The organism is Cyanobium sp. A1C-AMD (genome assembly GCF_024346495.1).
GTDB classification, from domain to species: domain Bacteria; phylum Cyanobacteriota; class Cyanobacteriia; order PCC-6307; family Cyanobiaceae; genus Cyanobium_A; species Cyanobium_A usitatum.
On record NZ_JAGQDB010000026.1, the window covers coordinates 10863 to 28677 of the forward strand.

18 protein-coding genes and 1 pseudogene are annotated in these 17815 nt (G+C 66.4%); 8 read left to right on the plus strand and 11 right to left on the minus strand.

What is annotated here, in order from left to right:
* Positions 1-73: 73 nt before the first annotated feature.
* The 5 genes from KBY74_RS06250 to KBY74_RS06270 are packed head-to-tail and all read right to left on the minus strand — an operon-like array spanning position 74 to position 9753.
* Positions 74-439 carry a phosphomannose isomerase type II C-terminal cupin domain gene (locus KBY74_RS06250; RefSeq protein WP_254941946.1) on the minus strand — a complete coding sequence of 122 codons (366 nt, stop codon included), beginning with the start codon at positions 437-439 and terminating at the stop codon, positions 74-76.
* Positions 436-2013: an ATP-dependent RecD-like DNA helicase gene (locus KBY74_RS06255; protein ID WP_254941947.1), complete on the minus strand. Its 1578-nt coding sequence runs from the start codon at positions 2011-2013 to the stop codon at positions 436-438. The genes KBY74_RS06250 and KBY74_RS06255 overlap by 4 nt, the downstream gene beginning before the upstream one ends.
* Positions 2010-5807, minus strand: a complete 3798-nt coding sequence (locus KBY74_RS06260) for a UvrD-helicase domain-containing protein (RefSeq protein WP_254941948.1) — start codon at positions 5805-5807, stop codon at positions 2010-2012. Before KBY74_RS06260 ends, KBY74_RS06255 begins: the two co-directional genes overlap by 4 nt.
* Complete coding sequence (locus KBY74_RS06265; RefSeq protein WP_254941949.1) at positions 5804-9070, minus strand: exodeoxyribonuclease V subunit gamma; 3267 nt, start codon at positions 9068-9070, stop codon at positions 5804-5806. Before KBY74_RS06265 ends, KBY74_RS06260 begins: the two co-directional genes overlap by 4 nt.
* A gap of 23 nt (positions 9071-9093) precedes the next feature.
* A complete protein-coding gene (locus KBY74_RS06270) occupies positions 9094-9753 on the minus strand; it encodes a metallophosphoesterase (protein ID WP_254941950.1) in 660 nt (219 codons plus the stop codon).
* 113 nt (positions 9754-9866) lie between these two features.
* Here KBY74_RS06270 and KBY74_RS06275 point away from each other — a divergent pair, with 113 nt between their 5' ends.
* Positions 9867-10199: a hypothetical protein gene (locus KBY74_RS06275; protein ID WP_254941951.1), complete on the plus strand. Its 333-nt coding sequence runs from the start codon at positions 9867-9869 to the stop codon at positions 10197-10199.
* A gap of 9 nt (positions 10200-10208) precedes the next feature.
* Here the strand turns inward: KBY74_RS06275 and KBY74_RS06280 are convergent, their stop codons facing one another.
* On the minus strand, positions 10209-10529 hold the full coding sequence (locus KBY74_RS06280) for an MgPME-cyclase complex family protein (protein WP_254941952.1): 321 nt from the start codon (positions 10527-10529) through the stop codon (positions 10209-10211).
* The gene (locus tag KBY74_RS06285) at positions 10526-11275 is read right to left on the minus strand and encodes a pyridoxine 5'-phosphate synthase (RefSeq protein ID WP_254941953.1); all 750 of its coding nucleotides are present in this window, start codon (positions 11273-11275) and stop codon (positions 10526-10528) included. The genes KBY74_RS06280 and KBY74_RS06285 overlap by 4 nt, the downstream gene beginning before the upstream one ends.
* Positions 11276-11454: 179 nt before the next feature.
* Between KBY74_RS06285 and KBY74_RS06290 the strand changes: the two genes are divergently transcribed.
* From KBY74_RS06290 to grxD, 4 genes are all read left to right on the plus strand, one after another.
* A complete protein-coding gene (locus KBY74_RS06290) occupies positions 11455-12147 on the plus strand; it encodes a 1-acyl-sn-glycerol-3-phosphate acyltransferase (RefSeq protein ID WP_254941954.1) in 693 nt (230 codons plus the stop codon).
* A gap of 71 nt (positions 12148-12218) precedes the next feature.
* The gene (locus KBY74_RS06295) at positions 12219-12716 is read left to right on the plus strand and encodes a hypothetical protein (protein ID WP_254941955.1); all 498 of its coding nucleotides are present in this window, start codon (positions 12219-12221) and stop codon (positions 12714-12716) included.
* 37 nt (positions 12717-12753) lie between these two features.
* On the plus strand, positions 12754-12987 hold the full coding sequence (locus KBY74_RS06300; RefSeq protein WP_254941956.1) for a BolA family protein: 234 nt from the start codon (positions 12754-12756) through the stop codon (positions 12985-12987).
* 4 nt (positions 12988-12991) lie between these two features.
* Positions 12992-13315: a Grx4 family monothiol glutaredoxin gene (grxD, locus tag KBY74_RS06305; RefSeq protein WP_254936089.1), complete on the plus strand. Its 324-nt coding sequence runs from the start codon at positions 12992-12994 to the stop codon at positions 13313-13315.
* Positions 13316-13340: 25 nt separating this feature from the next.
* On the opposite strand, the gene KBY74_RS06310 is transcribed toward grxD, so the two are convergent.
* The gene (locus tag KBY74_RS06310) at positions 13341-13607 is read right to left on the minus strand and encodes a DUF6761 family protein (protein ID WP_254936090.1); all 267 of its coding nucleotides are present in this window, start codon (positions 13605-13607) and stop codon (positions 13341-13343) included.
* A 177-nt stretch (positions 13608-13784) separates the two neighbouring features.
* On the opposite strand from KBY74_RS06310, the gene KBY74_RS06315 reads away from it, so the two are divergent.
* Positions 13785-14546 carry a response regulator transcription factor gene (locus KBY74_RS06315; RefSeq protein ID WP_254941961.1) on the plus strand — a complete coding sequence of 254 codons (762 nt, stop codon included), beginning with the start codon at positions 13785-13787 and terminating at the stop codon, positions 14544-14546.
* Here the strand turns inward: KBY74_RS06315 and KBY74_RS06320 are convergent.
* Positions 14530-15066: a hypothetical protein gene (locus tag KBY74_RS06320; RefSeq protein ID WP_254941957.1), complete on the minus strand. Its 537-nt coding sequence runs from the start codon at positions 15064-15066 to the stop codon at positions 14530-14532. The two genes, KBY74_RS06315 and KBY74_RS06320, sit on opposite strands and share 17 nt — an antisense overlap.
* Entirely contained in the window at positions 15063-15347 is a 285-nt protein-coding gene (locus KBY74_RS06325) for a hypothetical protein (RefSeq protein WP_254941958.1), read from the minus strand. The genes KBY74_RS06320 and KBY74_RS06325 overlap by 4 nt, the downstream gene beginning before the upstream one ends.
* A gap of 132 nt (positions 15348-15479) precedes the next feature.
* On the opposite strand from KBY74_RS06325, the gene KBY74_RS06330 reads away from it, so the two are divergent.
* Positions 15480-16829, plus strand: coding sequence for a glutamate decarboxylase (locus KBY74_RS06330; RefSeq protein ID WP_254941959.1), 1350 nt, complete (start codon positions 15480-15482; stop codon positions 16827-16829).
* Between the two features lie 11 nt (positions 16830-16840).
* Positions 16841-17518, plus strand: a complete 678-nt coding sequence (locus tag KBY74_RS06335; RefSeq protein ID WP_254941960.1) for a MarC family protein — start codon at positions 16841-16843, stop codon at positions 17516-17518.
* Here the strand turns inward: KBY74_RS06335 and KBY74_RS06340 are convergent.
* Positions 17493-17815: pseudogene (locus KBY74_RS06340) on the minus strand (carotene isomerase); the annotation flags it as partial. The gene KBY74_RS06335 and the pseudogene KBY74_RS06340 overlap by 26 nt on opposite strands.

Consider the following 17815-nt stretch of genomic DNA (forward strand, 5'->3'; position numbering starts at 1 on the left):
AGACCCGCAATTAACAAAACTGCCCTGCCCTTGAAAAAGGCTGAAGACAAACATTATCACCTTCCGGTCCGCTTCACTTCCGGCCGAAGTCATCCGCCAGGCGCTCGATGTCGGCTTCGCTCAACCAGCTACCACGCTGCACCTCCACGATCTCCAGATCCGCCAGACCTCCTTGGGCCCGGTGAATTGCCCCTTGGGGGATGAAGACGCTGGTCCCTGCCGTTGCGGTGACGGCCTCCTCCCCCACTTGCAGTTCACCGTCGCCGGCCACCACCACCCAGTGCTCACAGCGGTGTTGGTGGCGCTGCAGGCTCAGCCGCTGGCCGCGGCGGATCAGTAGGCGTTTGACCAGGTATTGATCTCCGCTGGCCAGCTGTTCAAACCAGCCCCAAGGGCGTTGCACCCGGCTGGCGGGACTTTGGGGCTCAGAGATGTTCACGATTTCAGGCTGACAGCCGCCGCCGCGCCGCGCAACGGGGTGATCAGGCAGGCCCGCTCTCTGGCCCTGGTCAGGGCTGTGTAGAGCAGGCGCCGTTGGGGTCTGCCGGTGTCGGGCATCAGCACCCATACCTCTTGGGCCTCACTGCCCTGGGCCTTGTGCACCGTGAGGGCCAAGGCTGGCTCGGCCTCGGGTAGCTGGGCCGGGTGAATCCAGAGAGGCTCGCTACCGCCCTGGTTTGCAAACAGCAGGCGGCGTTCCCGCCCCCGCTTGGTTTCCCTTTCCACCACCAGCCCCACGTCGCCATTGGCGAGCCCCAGTTCGCTGAGGTTGTGGCGGCACAGCACGGGCGTGCCCACTGGCCAAAACTGGGGCGAGCGGGCGGCCGCCTCCCCCAGCAGGGCCTGGTGGATAGCTTCCACCCCCCAGCGGCCCCGGCGCACTGGTGTCAGCACTAGGTAGTTATCCAGGCCCGCCAGCAGGCTGGCGGTGACGGCGGGATCGTCCAGATCGCCCGCCAGGCAGCTCTCCTGCAGCTGGTGCTGGTGCTGCCGCAGTCGTTGCAGTAGCTCTGCTGGCAGCTGGCGTGGGTTGGCCGGCAGCCAGCGCAGGTTGTCGTCAGAGTTCAGCGGTGTGAGCAGGGCCTCGAGGGGCTGCTCAGCCTCCCGTAGGGCCGCTGCTACCGCAGCGATGGCCCCGTTGTTGCGGTAGGTGGTGCGCAGCTCGATGGCGGCTCCGCCCAGGGCCTGGCGGCGTTCGGGTGCCTGCAGCTCCAGCAGCACTGGCCCGGGGCCTACCGGTGGCAGCTGGGCCGCGTCCCCCACCAGCACCAGCCGGCAGCTGGGTGGCAGGGCCTCCAGCAGGGCCTGCATCAGGGGGAGATCCACCATCGACACCTCATCCACCACCAGCAGGTCGAGGGCAAGGGGGTGCTGGCGGTTGCGGCCGAAGCGCTCGCCGCGGCTCTCCAGCAGCCGGTGCAGGGTGCTGCAGGGAAGTTGCAGGCTGCTGCTAGCTAGGGCTGCCCGCAGCCGACTCGCCGCTTTGCCCGTGGGGGCTGCTAGCTGAATGCGGCTGCCTGGTTGCTGGGCTAGCACCGCAGCCAACATGCGAGCCACGGTGCTGGTTTTGCCGGTGCCCGGACCGCCCTCAAGCAGCACCAGGCCGTATTGCAGCACCGCCGTGACGGCCCGCTGCTGGTCCGGATCCAGCCCGTCGCTGCAGCTTGCGCCGGGACTCGCATCGGGGAGCTGAAACTGGGCCCGCTCGATCAGTGCCTGCAGCACCTGCTGGCGCTGGCGCTGCCAGCGGCGCCACATCAGCCGGTCGCCCTCCAGCACAAGGGGACCATCCGGCTCGGCGCCCAGGGGTGAAGCCTCCAGGGCGCGGCGATGTTCGGCGCTGGGCAGGCTGATTTCCAGGCGACCCTCCGCCAGGGCGGCAGCCAGGTTGGTTATCAGTTCCGCCAGCAATGGATCGGGGTTGCTGCCATGCAGCCGCGGCAGGGCTTCAGCCAGGGCCCCTGCCAGGGTCTGGAGCCAGCGAGGTTGCTCTAGGGGTGTGGGGCTGCTCATGGTGTGCCCCCCAGGGCCTGGTCCAGTTGGAGCAGGCGGGCCAAGGGCGGCTGCTCCACAAACATGCCGGGCACCTCGCTGGCCGTGGTGGGTCCTGGCACCCCGCGCAGGAACACGTAGACGTAGCCGCCCAGGTGCTGCTCGGGTCGGTAGCCGGGCAGGCGCCAGCGCAGGTAGCGGTGCAGGGCTACCAGGTACAGGTGGGCCTGCAGGGGGTAGTGGTTGGCGGCCATCAGCTCTGCCATGGCTGCTGCTCCGTAGTGGCGTGGACCGCAGTGCAGCGGCTGCCCCTGGTCGTCGCGCTCGCCCAGCCAGTTGCTCTTCCAGTCGGCCACCCACCAGCGCTCGCCCTGTCGAAATACCAGGTCGATCGAGCCGGTGAGAAAGCCCCGGCTTTCCACTTTCAGCTGGGCAAGCTGCTCGGCGTAGGCGCTGCCAAACCACCCTTCGGGATGGTCGGCAAAGGGGCGTGCCAGGTCTGGGGTGCGCACCAGGCCGAGGGGCAGATCGAAGTTCATCTCATTGAGGCGGGCACCGCGCTCAAGCTGGGCCAAGCTGAAGTCGTTGCAGGGGCCGCCCAGGGGCGTGTGCCGCAGCTGCTCCAGCCCAACTAGCACCGCTTCGCCGTGCTGCGCAGCGATACCGGCCCGCTGCAGCTCGCGGCCCACCAGCTCGGCCTGGGCTGCCAAGGGTTGGCAGTAGTCGAGCTGCTCAAGGATGCGGTGCAGGCAGTCGCCGGCCTGGGCGCCCCGGGGGAAGGTGGCCAGAGGGCTGTCCTGGGAATCGGCGCCCATGGCGTTGGCCGCCGTTGCTGCCTCGAGTTCAGTCACCAGGGCATCGGTTTCGCGGCCCTCCTCCACGGCTGCGGGGGCGGCGCTGTGGCTGCCCTGGGTCCAGCTGGTGTAGCTGCTGCGGCCCCAGCTGCTGTCGAAGCCATGGCTGGGTACGGGGCCTCGCTGCAGGGATAGGCCAGCAGCTGCCGGGCCTGGTTTCAGCTGGCTGCGCTGGCCGCTGGCGGGGGGCTGCACCAGGGTGAGGGGCAGCTGGCGGCGGGCGATTGCTTGCTCCAGCCGCTCGCGCCACTCCGCATCACTGCGGCCGATGTAGGGGTCGTGGTCGCTTGCGGGGGGCTGCTCCTGGTCGAACAGCCAGGGGTGCAGCGGATTGCCCTGCTGGCCCAAGGCCGGGCCCCAGGCCAGCACCAGCAGCAGCTTGGCCCGGGTGGCAGCGACATAGGCAAGTCGCTCCCGCTCCTGCAGCTCGGCCCCAAGCTGCTGCTGGCTGGCGCCCTGGCCCGGGCCCCAGTTGTTGTTCAGGTGTAGGTCGAGCACTGCTTCGGGCTGCCCGCCTTCAGGGCAGCCCGGGTGCCAGCGCACGCCGATGGACTGGCCGCTGCGGCTCTCAGCGCCGGCCTGCCAAAGGTAGGGACAGATCACTACTGGATATTCCAGGCCCTTGCTGCGGTGCACCGTCAGCACCGATACGGCCTCATCGACCACGTCGCTGTGGGGCTGGTGGGCGTCGGGGATGTCCCGGTCGGGATCGAGCCGCAGACGCCGCAGCCAGTCGGCTGCCGCTGCGGGACCCAATTGGTCGGCATGGAGCCGCACGGCCACCAATTCACCGCACTGCTGCAAATCCGCCAGCAGCCGGCCGCCGAGGGATAGCTGGGCCAGCCCCTTTTGCTCCAGCAGGCTCGCCAGCACCCCAAGCAGGCCGCGGCGGGGAAGTTCAACGGCCAGCTGGGCTAGGCGCGCAGCCAGGTTGCTCCAGGCTTCGGGGCTGGCGGAGGCGATTTGCTCCGCGCTCCAGCCCAGCAGGGGAGAGGCGGCCAGCAGCCGCAGGCGCTGGGATCGGCCGGGTTCGGCCAGGGCATCGAGTAGCCGTTGCATTGCCGAGGCGCCGGCGCTTTCAAACACATCCCCCTGGCTCACCAGCTTGCTGGCTATGCCGCAGCGATCAAGGGCGGCGCGCAGGGCTTCAGCCTGACGGTGGGTGCCCACCAGCACGCATAGGTCGTTGGGGCCCAGGGGTTGGCGCTGCTCACCCCGCTGTTGCATCAGCCCCTGGTTGAGCAATTCGGCGCTGAAGCAGGCGATCTGGTCGGGAAGTTGCCGCTCCAGGGCGCTGCGGCTGGGTGGTTTCTCACCAGCCAGGCGGCTGCCGCCGAGCCAGAGCAGCTGCAGGGGGTGCTGGCCGGCCGGTAGCAGCAGTTTGGTGTCGCTCGCCTGGGGCCGCACCGCTGGTACGGCCAGGTCGCTGCGGCGCAGCCCCGGCCCCATCAGGCCGTTGAGGCCGGCGACCAGGGCCTCGCTGGAGCGGAAGTTGTCGCGGAGGCTGCTGATGCCGCCGAAGCTGGCGGCGGCCTGACGGGCCAGCAGATAAGTGCGCAGGTCGCCGCCGCGGAAGCGATAGATCGCCTGCTTGGGATCACCCACCATCACCAGTCGGTGCCGCTCAGGCTGGAAGGCCCGCGAAAGGATGCGCCACTGGATCGGATCGGTGTCCTGGAATTCATCGATCAGGGCAACGGCATAGCGGGCTCCCACCGCCTCTAGCAGGGGGGTACTGGCCTGCTCGCCCGGATCAAGACCCTCCAGCAGTTGGGCGAAACCCAGCCTTCCGCTCTGGCGCCGCCGCCGGCCCAGTTCGGCCCGGCCCCAGTGGCAGGCGTGCAGCACTAGGGCTTCGGCCGGTCCATCCAAAACCTGGGCGATCGCCTCCTGCAAGGGGCGTTCAGGCAGGGAGGGGCCGGGGCCTTTCCCAGCGCCAGGTTCGAGGCTGCGGGCAACCTTGAGAAAGGCGCCGGGGTGGAAGTAGTCGCGCAGCAGGCCCTGGCCGCCGCCCTGGCTGCCTGCCGTGGCGCCGTAGTCGCCGCCGATGGGCTGGGCAGCGATCCAGCTCCGCACTAGAGCGCAGCGGTCCTTGGTGGGTTTGGGAACGTAGGGGCTGGTGGTTTTGAAGCCCTGGCCGCGCCATTGGCTGGCGGCGGCGCAAAAGCCGGCCTCCAGGGCTTGGCCGTGGCTGGCCCAGAGCTGCTGGAAGTTGTGCCACGCCTCGCTCCACAGGGCCTCGAGCTGGGGTGCCAAGGGGGCGTCGGCCCGCAGCGTTGCCGGCAGGGAATCCAGGCCTAGGGCTGGATCGCCATCGAGCTGGCGCAGCAGGCCCTCGAGGGTTTCGGGGCCGCCAACCTGTTGCTGCAGCCCGGCCAACAGGTGGCTTGGCAGGGGCAGCACCTGCTGTTGCCAGTAGTCGTGTGCCACCTGGCGCACCAGGGTGCCCTTGTCGGTTTCGAGCTGCAGCTCCGGTGGCAGGCCCGCTTCCAGGGCGTGGCGCTGCAGGGTGCGGCGGCAGAAACCGTGGATGGTGGTGATGTCGGCGGCATCCAGCTCTTCGAGGGCCAGCAGCAGCCGGGCCCGCAACTTTTCGGCCCGCGGTCGTTGCTGCTCCAGCCAGGCGGCCAGGGTTGGATCGGGCGGCTCCAGATCTGGATTTTCCAGGCCGGCCAGGGCCCGCTGCAGGCGCTGGCCGATGCGATCGCGCAGTTCGGCGGCGGCGGCCTCGGTGAAAGTCACCACCAGCAGCTGGCGCAGCCCTAGCTCGGCCTCGGTCACATAGCGCAGCACCAACTGGGCCAGGGCGAAGGTTTTGCCGGTGCCGGCGCTGGCCTCCAGCAGCCGCAGCCCGGGATCCAGGGGAAAGGCATTGGCCTCAAATGGTTGTGGCAGTGGCAGTGGGAGTGGCAGGGCTTGTTCAGATGCCAAAGCCTGCTCGCTGCCGGCAGACAGGTTCATATCAACCGCTCCCGCAGGGGACCAAGCAGCTCCCCAGCCCGGGCGGCCAGCTCACCGCTGGCCAACAGGGCGGCACCGCTGAGTTCAGATCCGAAGCAGAGGGCCTGCTCCGGATCAAGCCGCTCGCCGCGCAGCTGAAAACCGCCTTCCCAGGTTTCGATGGCCCGTGCTTCACCCTTATCGAGCAGGGCCCAGCCGGTTTCCGGTGGCACCGGCCAGCAGCTCTGGCGCCATTGCTGGCGCAACTCCAGCAGCCGCAGTAGTTCTGCCCGGGCGCTATCTACCTGCGGCGCCTGCAGCCGCAACTGCACGCCGAAGTCCTTTGCACCCCGGGCCACCAGCACCCCATCCAGCGGCCCTTGGTCGGCGGCGGCGGCCAGCAGCAGCGCCAGCCACAGCTCCATTCGGTGGCGATTGCGCGGTCGGGCGGTGTGCAGCACCAGCACCGAGCTCCCCCGCCACTGCAGCTCCTGCTGGCAGTTTTGCCAGAGGGCCAGCTGCCGGCGCTCAGGGCCCAGGGCCTCGAGGCTGGCGTGCAGGCTGCGCCAGCGCTGGCTGAGCCCGCCGGCCTCCAGTTCACCTGCCGCCAGAGGAGGCAGCAAGCCCTGGCCGCGGTGGCGAGCCAGCCAGCCGGCGGGCCCATCGAGGGCTGCGTCGCTGGGGCTTTCGAGGGCCTGGCGCAGCAGCAGCGCCCGCCCGCGCTCATCGAGGCTGAGGGGCTCGAGGTCGTCGAGGCTGTCGGCCCATTCCCGCGGCCTTAGCTCCAATTCAGCCAGCCAGCTGGCCTGGGGGGCAAGCAGCCAGTCGCGCAGATCCCCAGAGGAATCGCTGGCCTGGGCCGGAGGAGCGCTAGGGGGTTCGCTGGCCGCCAGGGGCCGGGGCGGTTGCGGTGCTCCGCTCTGCTGGCGTGGTTGATCGAGCAGCTCACGGGCCTTCAGCAGACGCTCGTCGCAGCTGCCGGGCGGCCGCTCGCCGCTGGCTTGGAAATTGGCCCGGTCGAGGGGGTTGGCAGGGTGACTAATCACCAGTTCGCTACCGCCACAAGGCAGCTGCCCCTGCAGCCACTCGAGCCACTGGCGTACCGGTGTGGCCGGTGGCAGCTCTTCGCCGCTGCGGGGGTCGCGGCTGCTCCAGGTCACCAGCAGATGGTCGCGGGCTGAGAGCAGGGCCTCCAGCAGCACGTAGCGGTCCTGGTCGGCCGGGTTGGGATCGCCGAGGTGGCGCTGCTGTTCCAGCAGGTGGAAGCCGGGCCGCTTGCTCTGACGGGGATAGGCGTTTGCATCCAGGCCCATAAGCACGATCACCCGATGGGGAATCGCCCGCATCGGCTCGAGGGCGCTGATGGTGAGGGCGCCGCTGCGGTGGCCAAACCGGCCCGAATCCGCAGCCAGGCGCTCATCAAGCACGGCAGCCACCACGGGTGCGGCCAGCTCCAGGTTGCAGCCGGCGGCGGCCTGCTGCCAGTCGTCAATGGCGGCTAGCACCAGGGGTAGTTCCCAGTCCTGGCCACTACTGCCAGCCTGACCAGCCTGGTCGCCGTCGCCGAACAGGTCGCTCAGCAGGGCCCTAAGGCAGGTATTCCAGGCCAGGCAACAGCGGGGTCGCCGCAGCTCCACCAGCCAGTGGCGCAGCCGGGTGAGCAGGTGCAGCCAGCGGCCCAACAGCTCGATGCTCTCGCCACTGGCCAGGGGGGCGGTGGCGGCCGGGGCCAGGCCGGGGTCGCAGGGCAGCACCAGGCCTAGTAGCAGCCGATCGATCACCCAGCTGAGGCTGCCGCTGCCCAGGCCGCCGCGCTCTTCTGCATCGAGGCCCCAGTGGAAGCCCCCCCGCTGCAGTAGCGGATGCAGGGCCGCCATCTCGACACCACTGAGCTGGAAATGCCCCTGCAGCGCCGGACTCTCCAGCAGGGTTTCCAGGGCGGAGGCGGTGAGCCGTTCCCCCGCCAGCCGCAGCAGCTCCAGCAAGCTGCGGCTGAGGCTGGCTTCGCTTTGCTGGCTGCGGTCGGTGAGGCGCCAATTGAGGGCCACCCCAGTGGCCTCTTGATCGCCAAATACGGCCGCCACCAAAGGCGCTAGGCCATCCACCTGAGGCGTCATCACCAGCACATCGCGGGGCTGGAGCGTGGGATCGGCGGCCAGCAGCTGCAGGATGCGGTCCCGCACGACCTGCACCTGGCGCAGGGGGCCGGGACAGCGGTGGAACTCCAGGGAGCTGTCTGTCGGTGCCCGCTGCAGCAGGGGTTGGGCAGCCGGATCCGCCAGTTGTTGCTGCAGCTGATGCAGCAGGGGCGCTGGCCCCTGGCCCCGATGGCTGCTGGCCGGGGCCACAAACAAATCCTTTTCCTGCCACTGGCCCTGGAGGCTCTCGCCGCTGCCTTCGAGCAACTGCTGAAACTCGCCGCCGAGTCGGCCGAAGCGGGCCTCCAGGCCAGGGGCCTGCAGTAGCCAGTCACCATCAAGGGGCTGCTGCAGCGCGATCGCATCGCTGAGCAGTTGGCGGCGGCTGGTGCAGCGCTGCCACAGGTCGCGGCAGGGGGTGAGCAGGTATAGGTCCACATTTGTGTGCACGCTCAGGGCCTGCAGCAGCTGCACCTGGATCGGCGCCAGGCTGCTGAGCCCAAACAGGCGCAGGGGATCGGGCAGGCTGCCGGCCGGCGGTGCCTTGATCTGCAACTGGGCTATGGCCTCCAGCACCTGCAGGCCGAAGGGCTTCACCCCCAGGCGCTCCCGTAGCCGCCCCACCAGCAGCCGCTGCCACTCCTGCTCCGGCGGCAGGGGTGGGCCGTCCTCCCCACACCACCAGGCTGCCAGCAGCTCAGGGCGATACAGGGCTAGGTCGTCGAGGGCGTCTGCGATGCTGCGGCCCAGCTGCCATTGGGCCAGCTCAAGGTTGCTGCCGTGCTGCGGGTAGCGGCCTAGCCAGTGCTTAAGCGAGGCAGCTTCTGGCTGCTCCACCAGCTGGGGGAGCAGTTCCAGCACGGGCCACACCAGCTGGCTGGCACGCCAGGGATCCTGGTCTGCGCCGTTTTCGCCCAGCACCCCATTCACGATTTGGCGCAGCTGGCTGCCAGGAAATGGGTAGCGGATGTTGGCGGCGATGCCGCCGAGTCCCACGGCCAGCTGTTCACCAAGCCAGCGGCTGGTGGGCCAGGTGTTCACCACAACCTGCACTGTCTCGAGCGGCCCGGGAGGCGTGAGCAGCAACTGGGCGGCCAGGAGTTCGGCAAGGTGTTCGGCCCGGTTGCCCCGGAAAACTGTGAGCACAACAGATGCTCAGCTGGTGGTCGTCAAGGCAGGCAGCCTGCCAGCTCCTGGCTGAAGGAGGAGAGCCGCCGCTCTTGCAAGCCGTAAACGGCGTGAATCGCTCCGGTTTCGGGGCAGTAGGCCGAAAGCTCGCCGCCGTAGCAGGCGCCCGTATCCACCATCACGATCTGGCCGAGGCGACGCACTTGGGGCCCGGGGGTGTGGCCGATCACTACCTCACCGAAGCGACCGTCGTAGGCCTGCCAGAAGGGCATGCGGATGCTGAGGTCCGGTTCCCAGGTGTCGGGATTGAAGCCAGCGTGGGTGGCGAGCCAGCCTTCACCGGCGTAGGTGCGGGGCAGCTGCTCCAGCCGCTCCTGCCAGAGGCGGCAGTGGCGATCGCCGAGTTGGCGATAGGTGTCGCAGCCGGCCAAGGCCCTTTGAGCGGTCCAGTCGCCCTGCCGCAGGGCGGCCACTAGGTCGGCTTCGTGATTTCCCATCAGCCAGATGGCCCGGCCGGAGCTCACCAAGCCCCAGGCCAGCTCCATGGTGCGGCGGATCTGGGGGCCGCGGTTGATCACATCACCGCAAAGCACGAGCTTGTCGCCTGCAGGTAGGCGAGCTACCAGCAGCTCAAGCGCGTCGGCACAGCCGTGGACGTCCCCGATCACCCAGTGGTGGCAGGAACGTGTAGGGGACGTCATCAGTCCATCGCGTTAGTTCCAGTCTTGCCTGCCTGACGGCCACTTGTCAGCCCCCCAGCGATTCATGTCGACCGGCCAGCGCTGGTACGGTCGCCCCACCCAGTGACAGTCAGATGAATCCAGCGTCGTTGTCGGTGGTCGAGCGGGTAAACGCCCTGGTAAAAGCCCTAAATGGCGCTAAGCGCACCAATGAGGCCTTGGCCCGCTGCGGCAACGGTGAGGAGATGCTCGACGTTCTGCTCGATGCCTCCGCCAAGCTCGGCCTAGGGCTCAGCCGCCAGCAACTGGCGAACACCCCACCAATCCGCGACTGGGTGTGGTGGAAAAACAAGGAGGCCCTACTCACGATTGGCGATAACAAGCCTCGCTACCAGCAGGACGCTTCCCAGGGCAAGGACAAGCGCGAGCCGACGCCTGAGCGGAAGCGCTTTCTGGGTCTGTTCTAAGGCCTGATTTCAGGCCGCGCTGGCTAGGGCGTCGGGGATGGCGGCACTGGGGGCTTCAAAGCGGCCCACGGCCACGAATTCCAGGCGCAGCTTCAAAAAGGTGATGAATTTCTCATCGGTGGACACCACCGCCGCCGCCGGCCGCGGCACGGCGCTGCCGATCGGTTCGAGTTGGGGTGCCTCGAGAAAGGCTGGCCGTTTCACCAGCCAGAAGTCGATTTCCTTGCCCTGTTCTCCGTAGTGGCGCACCCTTTCGCGCAGCACCTCCTCAAGGGGCTCCTCAACGGTGAGGAACGCTTCGCTGGCGGCGATGAAGTGATAGGTGCTCATAGCTGGCGGCTGCCGAACAGGGGGTCGCGGCGCGGATTCTGTATCAGCGCCTTCATCTGCCGAACAGCTTCTTCCAGGCCCACCGCCAGGGCCCGGGCCACGATTGTGTGGCCGATGTTGAGCTCCTCCATGCCTTCGATGGCGGCGATGGGCTCCACGTTTTGGTAGGTGAGGCCGTGGCCGGCATTTACCCGCAGCCCGAGGCTGCGGGCGATGAAGCTCCCCTCCGTGAGCCGGGCCAGCTCGGCTGGCTGCAAACTCCAGTCGGCTTCGGCGTAGGCGCCGGTGTGCAGCTCCACCCAGCGGGCGCCGGTGGCGCGGCAGGCCTCCAGCTGGCTCGCCTCGGCGTCCACAAACAGGCTCACGCCGATGCCGGCGTCTTGCAGCGCACCCACCAGAGCGCTGAGAGCTGGCTGCTGACCCGCTACATCGAGGCCGCCCTCTGTGGTTACCTCCTGACGCTTCTCCGGCACCAGGGTCACCATGTCCGGCTTGAGGCGTAGGGCGATCGCCTCCATCTCAGCTGTGGCGGCCATCTCCAGATTGAGCCGGCTGCGCACGGTTTGACGCAGCAGCTCCACATCGCGGTCCTGAATATGGCGCCGGTCTTCCCGTAGGTGCACGGTGATGCCGTCAGCCCCCCCCAGCTCGGCCAGCAGGGCATAGCTCACCGGATCGGGCTCCACCGTGCGGCGGGCCTGGCGCACATTGGCGATGTGGTCGATGTTGACGCCGAGGCTGGCCATGGCTGGGGAGTGGTTGGCAGGCGGTGATTCCGCCCAAATCCTATGGATACCGCAACCTGCGCCGGCTCAGGACGCCAGTTCAACTGCCCGCGCTCGAGCCGAGCTCCATTGCCTAGCCCCTAGCTTTGAACTTGCTCGCAATTAACGGGTTGTTGGCGGTTCAATCAGGCCCATCGGCGTTGTCCACCCAGGCCCCCTCCTCCCGGGAAAAGGGGCTCTGCAATGGCATCAGCCCCTGGCTGGCACCGCTCGCCATGGTGGCTAGCCAGGACATTGGCCTCCGCTTTTTTTTCCGTAGCGTCCAGGTGCTTGGCAGCGAAAATCTGCCTCTCAGTGGGCCGCTGCTGCTAGCTCCGACCCACCGGGCCCGCTGGGATGCCCTGCTGTTGACCCACGCCGCAGGCCGCCGCATTACGGGGCGGGATTGCCGCTTTATGGTCACGGTTGATGAGATGCGCGGGCTGCAGGGCTGGTTTTTGCACCGGTTGGGCTGCTTTCCCGTGAGTCAGGGGCGCCCCTCCCTGGCCAGCCTGCGCTACACCGTGGACCTACTTGCTGCCGGTGAGCAGCTAGTGGTTTTTCCAGAGGGACGCATCGTGCGGGAAGAGATTCCCCTGCGGCTGCACCAGGGCCTCGCCCGCCTGGCCATGCTGGCCGCCGGCCAGGGCGTGGCGGTACCAGTGGTGCCCGTCGGCATCGCCTATGGCCATCGCCCCCCCCGCCGCGGGGATGGGGCCGTGCTCTGTTTCGGCCCACCTCTCAGCTTGGAGGGCCAGGGAAGGCAGGCTGCGAGTGCTTTCACCGCCCACCTCGCCGCCGCCATGGCCGTGGTTGAAGGCCAGGCCCAGGGAGCCCTGGGTCTGGCCCCCTAAAGTTGATGCATATTTGTTTGCTGGTTGTGCGTAGGCCATCCCGCTTGATTTGTGGCTCCGCTTTGGCCTTGATGGCCCTCGCTGCGCCCCTAGCTCCGGCCAAGGTGCAAGCTCAGCAGGAGCCCCAAAAGGCCCTGGAGTCCACCGGCAGCCCGTTCAATCTTGAGGGTGTGCGCGCCCTGTTGGTGCGCGGTGACGCCGCCGTTGCTAAGGGCAATCTGGCCGAAGCCCGCAAGCTCTACGACCAGGCCCGCGATGCCTGTCGCCGCCTGCTCGGCTTTTATCGCGACCTGAGCGGCTCCTTCCGCGGACTCGATGCCCGCATCCCCCGCGAAATGGACCAAAAGGGGCGGGAAGCTTTGGAAACCATGGCTCAGGCGAACCTGCGCTTGGCGGCCTTGTTCCGTCGCCAGAACCAGCCTGAGGTGGCGGTGCCCCTGCTGGTCGAGGTGGTCAAGGTGATGACCCCGGCCAGCCCAGAGGGTCGCAAGGCTTTCCAGAGCCTGGTCGAGATTGGCTTCGCCGCCACTCCCTACACATCAGGGGCCGCGGCAACCCCTGGCAGCTGACCACTAGATTTCCCCTGTTCGCTGCCTCTTCGCTTCGATGGTGCATCCAGACCAGGTGAAGGCCGCAATCACCTTGGCCATGCCCGATGCCCATGTTGAGGTTGAAGACCTCACCGGTGGCGGCGACCATCTGCAGGTCACGGTGATCTCCGCAGCGTTCGACGGCCTGACCAGGGTCAGGCAACACCAGCTCGTGTATGGCGCCCTACGCCAGGAATTGGCCAGTGAGGCAATCCACGCCCTAGCCCTGCAAACATCCACTCCCGCCTGAGTCCATGGACGCCACTACCCGCCAACGCATCGAAGAACTCCTGGCCAGCAGCCCGGTATTCGTTTTTATGAAGGGCAACAAGCTGATGCCCCAGTGCGGTTTCTCCAACAACGTGGTGCAGATACTGCACTCAGTTGGGGTTCCGTTTGAAACCTTCGACGTGCTCTCGGATGCTGAGATCCGTAATGGCATCAAGTCATTTTCCGACTGGCCCACGATTCCCCAGGTGTACGTGAAAGGGGAATTCATCGGTGGCTCCGACATCTTGATCGAGATGTACAACTCCGGTGAGTTGCGCGAGAAGCTGGAAGTGGCTCTGGCTAGCTGAAAGGGGCAGCTAGCCATTCAGCGAGTCAGTAGCGCTCGCTTTCGTAAAGGCTGCGCGGGTCACCATCTGGACCCACAAAGCTGGAAGGATCTCGAATCCAGCGGTCGGTGAGCTCCTCTAGTCGCCGCTGGGAGATCGGATCAAGCACCGCAGTGCGGCGCAGGGCGTGGATGTAGCCATCGGCGTAGAGCCTCAATTCAGCAGGGCTGTGGAAGCGATGGGCCAGTTCCTGGCAGGCATCGCACAGCGACTGGAAGTGGCGGATGGCGTCTGGGTGTTGAAGCGAAGTCATGGGGTCGTAGGACCTTTGTCTATTTTGCCCCTTGGAGGCAGAAGCCGCGATTGGGTGGTCTCCGCATAGTTGGTGGTGTCCACACAAACGCAGCGACTGATACGCGGATCCCCTGGCGGCTGCCGTTAAGGTGAATTCAACACAGTTGTGGACTCCATCAACTCCTCTAACCCGCCACTGCCGGCCTCTGGGGCCGCCAATCAGGCCGGAAGCCAGCCCCAGCGGGTTTTGGTGGTTGATCCCCACGCGACCCTGCGCACGGTGCTGGCCCAGCGACTGCGGCAGGACGGCCATCTTGCGGCGGCGGTTGCAACGGCTCGTGAAGCTCTGGACGTGTGCCAGGACCAGTCCCCCGATCTGCTGATCAGCGCTGAATTACTCGATGAGAGTTCCGCCCTGCGCCTGGCGGCCCAGCTGCGCTGCTCCGTGATGGTGCTCACGGCCCGCACCGGTTCGGAGCCCGTAGTGAGCCTGCTTGATGCGGGCGCAGATGATGTGCTGCGCAAACCTTTTGGCCTTGAAGAACTCGCCGCCCGCTGCCGCACCCTGCTGCGCCGCGGCGGCACCGGTCTGCAGGAGCGGGTCTGCGTTGGTCCGCTTGAAGTTCACGTATTGCTCCGTCAGGTAACCCTGCGCGACCAGCCAGTCGAGCTGAGTCCACGGGAATTTGCCCTGCTTTGTGCACTGCTAATGCCCCCTGGGGTTGTGCGCAGCCGTCAGGAGCTACTGCGTATGGCCTGGCCTCCCTTCAGCGGCGGTCCCCGCTCGGTTGACACCCAAGTGCTCACCCTGCGGCGCAAGTTAGAGCAGGCTGGGTTGGGTGAAGGTGGCGGCATCGAAACGATGCGCCAGCAGGGCTATCGCTTCAGCCTGGAAACCCTGCCCGAAGCTGCTGCCGAGGAAGAGCCGGTGCGTCAGCAGCTCAACTCCCTGGTTTAAGAGCCCAAACCAACTCTCCGAGCAACATGGCGGCACTCAGGCCGGCTAGGAGTTGGTAGGTCCAAGGTGGGCTGATCCGGCCGATTGAGCTGGTGTTGATGCCCGTTTCCTGGCTGAAGCGGCCCAGAAACTGCTCGAAGGCTGCAACCCGTTGCGGCAGTAGGTAGGCCGATCCGTCTTCTCCCCTCACGTAAAAGACCCGGCCCCCCTGGCTTGTGGCTACTGGTGTGAGTCCGCTGATGGATTTCCAAGGCAGGCTCCAGCCGCGTCGCAGCAGCCAGGCACACCAGCTGGGATGGCCAACCCGAATGCCATCGGCATCTAGCTCTACGGCTTCACTGGTGGCTGCCACTACCAAGCCCAGCCCCAGGGGTAGAGCAAGCCAAAGCAGCAATTTGAGTTCTGCTGGTGCCAGTAGGGGCAGGGGCGCCACCATTGCCAAGTAGAGAGCGATCAGGGTGAAGCGGATCAGCGCGGCCATCGGGTAGCGGTCGCTGCTGACGGCCAAGGTGCCGCTCATCGATCTTCGGGGGAGCCGGGTAGGGGTTCGATCAGGGTCTCTGGCTGGTAGCGACCGCTGAAAACTTCCTGCTCGCGGCCTTTCCAGAATTCGCCAAGTCGCATCAGATCGGCGTGGGCCTCCTGCAGGCTGGCCATGTAGGCATCCGGGTCCATGCTGGCTTTGGCCTCCTTGAGCTTGGTGAGCCGCAGTAGCTGCAGCATCCAGGGCTTGCTGAGCTCGCCGCGTTGCTCGAGGTAAGTGGCCAGCTCGGCGGAGCTGGGGGTAGGGGAGCCGGGCATGGAGATGCTGAATCGCTGACGTTCTAGGCCCAGCCTATGGAGGAAGGGTGTGTCGTCGTTGGGCGCCAGACCTAGGTTTAGGCGCATTGGCTTTGATTTGATTTGGCGAACCGACGCAATCGTTCCCCTCAGTTGAACCTGGAGTCGCGGCTTGGCCATCGTCTGCAGTTGCGCAATCTGCCGGCCGAGATTCCCCGCGACCGCCTTGGTGAGGAAGGGCTGGAAGCGGATCTGGCTTATCAGTTGGTGCACGATCATCTGATGCTGGATGGCAATGCCCGCCTAAATATGGCGACCTTTGTGGGCACCTGGATGGAGCCAGAGGCGCTGCAGCTTATGCAGGAGTGCGCCGAAAAAAATATGATCGATAAGGATGAATATCCTCAAACGGCAGAGCTTGAGGAGCGCTGTCTGCATATTCTGGCTGATCTCTGGAATGCCGAATCTCCCGATCAGGCGATCGGTACCTCCACCACTGGATCAAGCGAAGCCTGCATGCTGGGGGGCATGGTGCTCAAGTGGCACTGGCGACAAAAGCGGCGTGCCGCTGGCCTCGATGATCGGCGCCCCAATTTGGTGATGGGCACCAACACCCAGATCTGCTGGGACAAGGAACCCCGGCTGGTGCCGATCACCCCCGAGCGGCTCCATCTCACTGGCGAGGAGGCAGTTGCCTATTGCGATGAGAACACCATCGGTGTGGTGGGGATTCTGGGCAGCACCTTCGATGGCAGTTACGAGCCCATCGCCGAGATTCACCGCTGCCTTGATGGGCTGCAGGAACGCACTGGCCTCGATATCCCAATGCACGTGGATGCGGCTTCGGGAGGTTTTGTGGCGCCGTTTAATTCACCTGATCTGGTTTGGGATTTCCGGTTGCCCCGGGTGCAGTCGATCAATGCCAGTGGTCATAAGTATGGGGGGGTGTTGCCAGGGGTGGGCTGGGTGTTGTGGCGCGAGCAGGGGGCCTTGCCTGAGGAGTTGCGCTTCAACGTCAACTACTTGGGTGGCCAGATGCCCACGATCGGTATGAATTTCTCCCGTCCCGGGGCCCAGGTGGTGGCCCAGTATTTCAATTTTCTGCATCTGGGTCGGGCCGGATATGCCCTGCGCATGAGCAGGCTTGAAGCGATCGCCTGCGAGTTAGCTGATGGCCTAGCTGAACTGGCTCCCCTGCAGCTGGTGAGCCATCCCCGCGGCCAGCTGCCTGTTTTTGCCTTGAAGTTGGATCCAGCGGTAACCAATTGGACGGTGTTCCAGCTATCTGACAAGTTGCGCGAGCGGGGCTGGCTTGTGCCCGCTTACACCATGCCCGCCGATTGTGCCTCGCTTGCGGTTTTGCGCTTTGTGGTGCGGGCAGGTTTCAGTCGCGATATGGCCGATCAACTGCTGGAGGACATCCGCCGGGCCGTCGATTGGTTCGAGCGGCTGCCGGGGCCCCTGTTGGCACCGGATGTCGCCGAGCAGGCCTTTCACCATTGATGGAGCCGGGTTTGGTTATTGCACAAGGCACGGTTCAGCACTACTTGCTTGGTTTGCTGGCTATTGGCAACAACGTGTCGGCTTTGGGCGCCTTTCTGGCCCATAGCCGTGGCCTACCCAGGGCAAAGGTGCGGCGCATCATCTTGATCAGCAGTGGTGCCTGCTTGGCGATGTTGCTGCTGTTTCTGCTGCTGGGGCCGGCGATTCTTGGCTTCTTTGGTATCTCGATCAGCTCCTTCCAGATTGCCGGCGGGCTGCTGCTTGGTGGTTTGGGGTTGGACATGATGAAATCTCGCCAGCCCGATGACGTCGAAATCAAAGCGGTTGCTGCCGGCACCGAGCCAGCGGATCTAGGCAACGATGCCCATATTTACGGGTTCGCCGTGGTGCCGATTGCCCTGCCGCTCACGGTGGGTGCAGGCACCTTTTCCGCTGTGATTTTGTTTTCCTATCAGGCGCAGAGTTCGGGAACGGTGCCGGCCTTGGTCGCGGCGATTGGGGCTCTGGTGGTGGTGAACTTTGTGGTCTTCAGCTTCAGTGCGCGCATCGTCCGGCTCGTCGGTGATGTGGGCCTGAGTGTGTTCACCAAGGTGATGGGCATGTTCACCCTGGCAATCGGTGTGGAATTCATCCTGCGGGGCCTCAGCACGGTTTACCGCCAGCTCAATCTGGCAACGCCCATGGGTTGAGCCCCAGATCGGCGCCGATGCGGTGGGCGCAGGCAAAGCCACTGAAGGCCACCGCATTGAGGCCCTGGCCTGGGAAACAGGAATCCCCCACCGCATACAAGCCGGCGAGGCCGGTGCGGTTGAAGGGCATCGGCAGCAGCCCCGGCAGGCGCAGGGCTGGGATTGGGCCGTAGCTGCCGCCCATGCGGCCCAGGAAGCGCCGGTGGCTGCGCGGCGTGCCGACTTCGCGGTGACGGATAGCGCCCTTCAGGCCGGGCAGGATCGCCTCGAGCCGGCCGATCAGCCGGTCGGCATCCG

Excerpts from the sequence above, each read along its gene's own strand:
- KBY74_RS06255 (WP_254941947.1), bottom strand. The coding sequence starts at position 2,013 with ATGAGCAGCCCCACACCCCTAGAGCAACCTCGCTGGCTCCAGACCCTG.
- KBY74_RS06260 (WP_254941948.1), bottom strand. The coding sequence starts at position 5,807 with ATGAACCTGTCTGCCGGCAGCGAGCAGGCTTTGGCATCTGAACAAGCC.
- KBY74_RS06270 (WP_254941950.1), bottom strand. The coding sequence starts at position 9,753 with ATGACGTCCCCTACACGTTCCTGCCACCACTGGGTGATCGGGGACGTC.
- KBY74_RS06275 (WP_254941951.1), top strand. The coding sequence starts at position 9,867 with ATGAATCCAGCGTCGTTGTCGGTGGTCGAGCGGGTAAACGCCCTGGTA.
- KBY74_RS06280 (WP_254941952.1), bottom strand. The coding sequence starts at position 10,529 with ATGAGCACCTATCACTTCATCGCCGCCAGCGAAGCGTTCCTCACCGTT.
- KBY74_RS06285 (WP_254941953.1), bottom strand. The coding sequence starts at position 11,275 with ATGGCCAGCCTCGGCGTCAACATCGACCACATCGCCAATGTGCGCCAG.
- KBY74_RS06295 (WP_254941955.1), top strand. The coding sequence starts at position 12,219 with ATGGCCCTCGCTGCGCCCCTAGCTCCGGCCAAGGTGCAAGCTCAGCAG.
- KBY74_RS06300 (WP_254941956.1), top strand. The coding sequence starts at position 12,754 with ATGGTGCATCCAGACCAGGTGAAGGCCGCAATCACCTTGGCCATGCCC.
- grxD (WP_254936089.1), top strand. The coding sequence starts at position 12,992 with ATGGACGCCACTACCCGCCAACGCATCGAAGAACTCCTGGCCAGCAGC.
- KBY74_RS06310 (WP_254936090.1), bottom strand. The coding sequence starts at position 13,607 with ATGACTTCGCTTCAACACCCAGACGCCATCCGCCACTTCCAGTCGCTG.
- KBY74_RS06320 (WP_254941957.1), bottom strand. The coding sequence starts at position 15,066 with ATGAGCGGCACCTTGGCCGTCAGCAGCGACCGCTACCCGATGGCCGCG.
- KBY74_RS06325 (WP_254941958.1), bottom strand. The coding sequence starts at position 15,347 with ATGCCCGGCTCCCCTACCCCCAGCTCCGCCGAGCTGGCCACTTACCTC.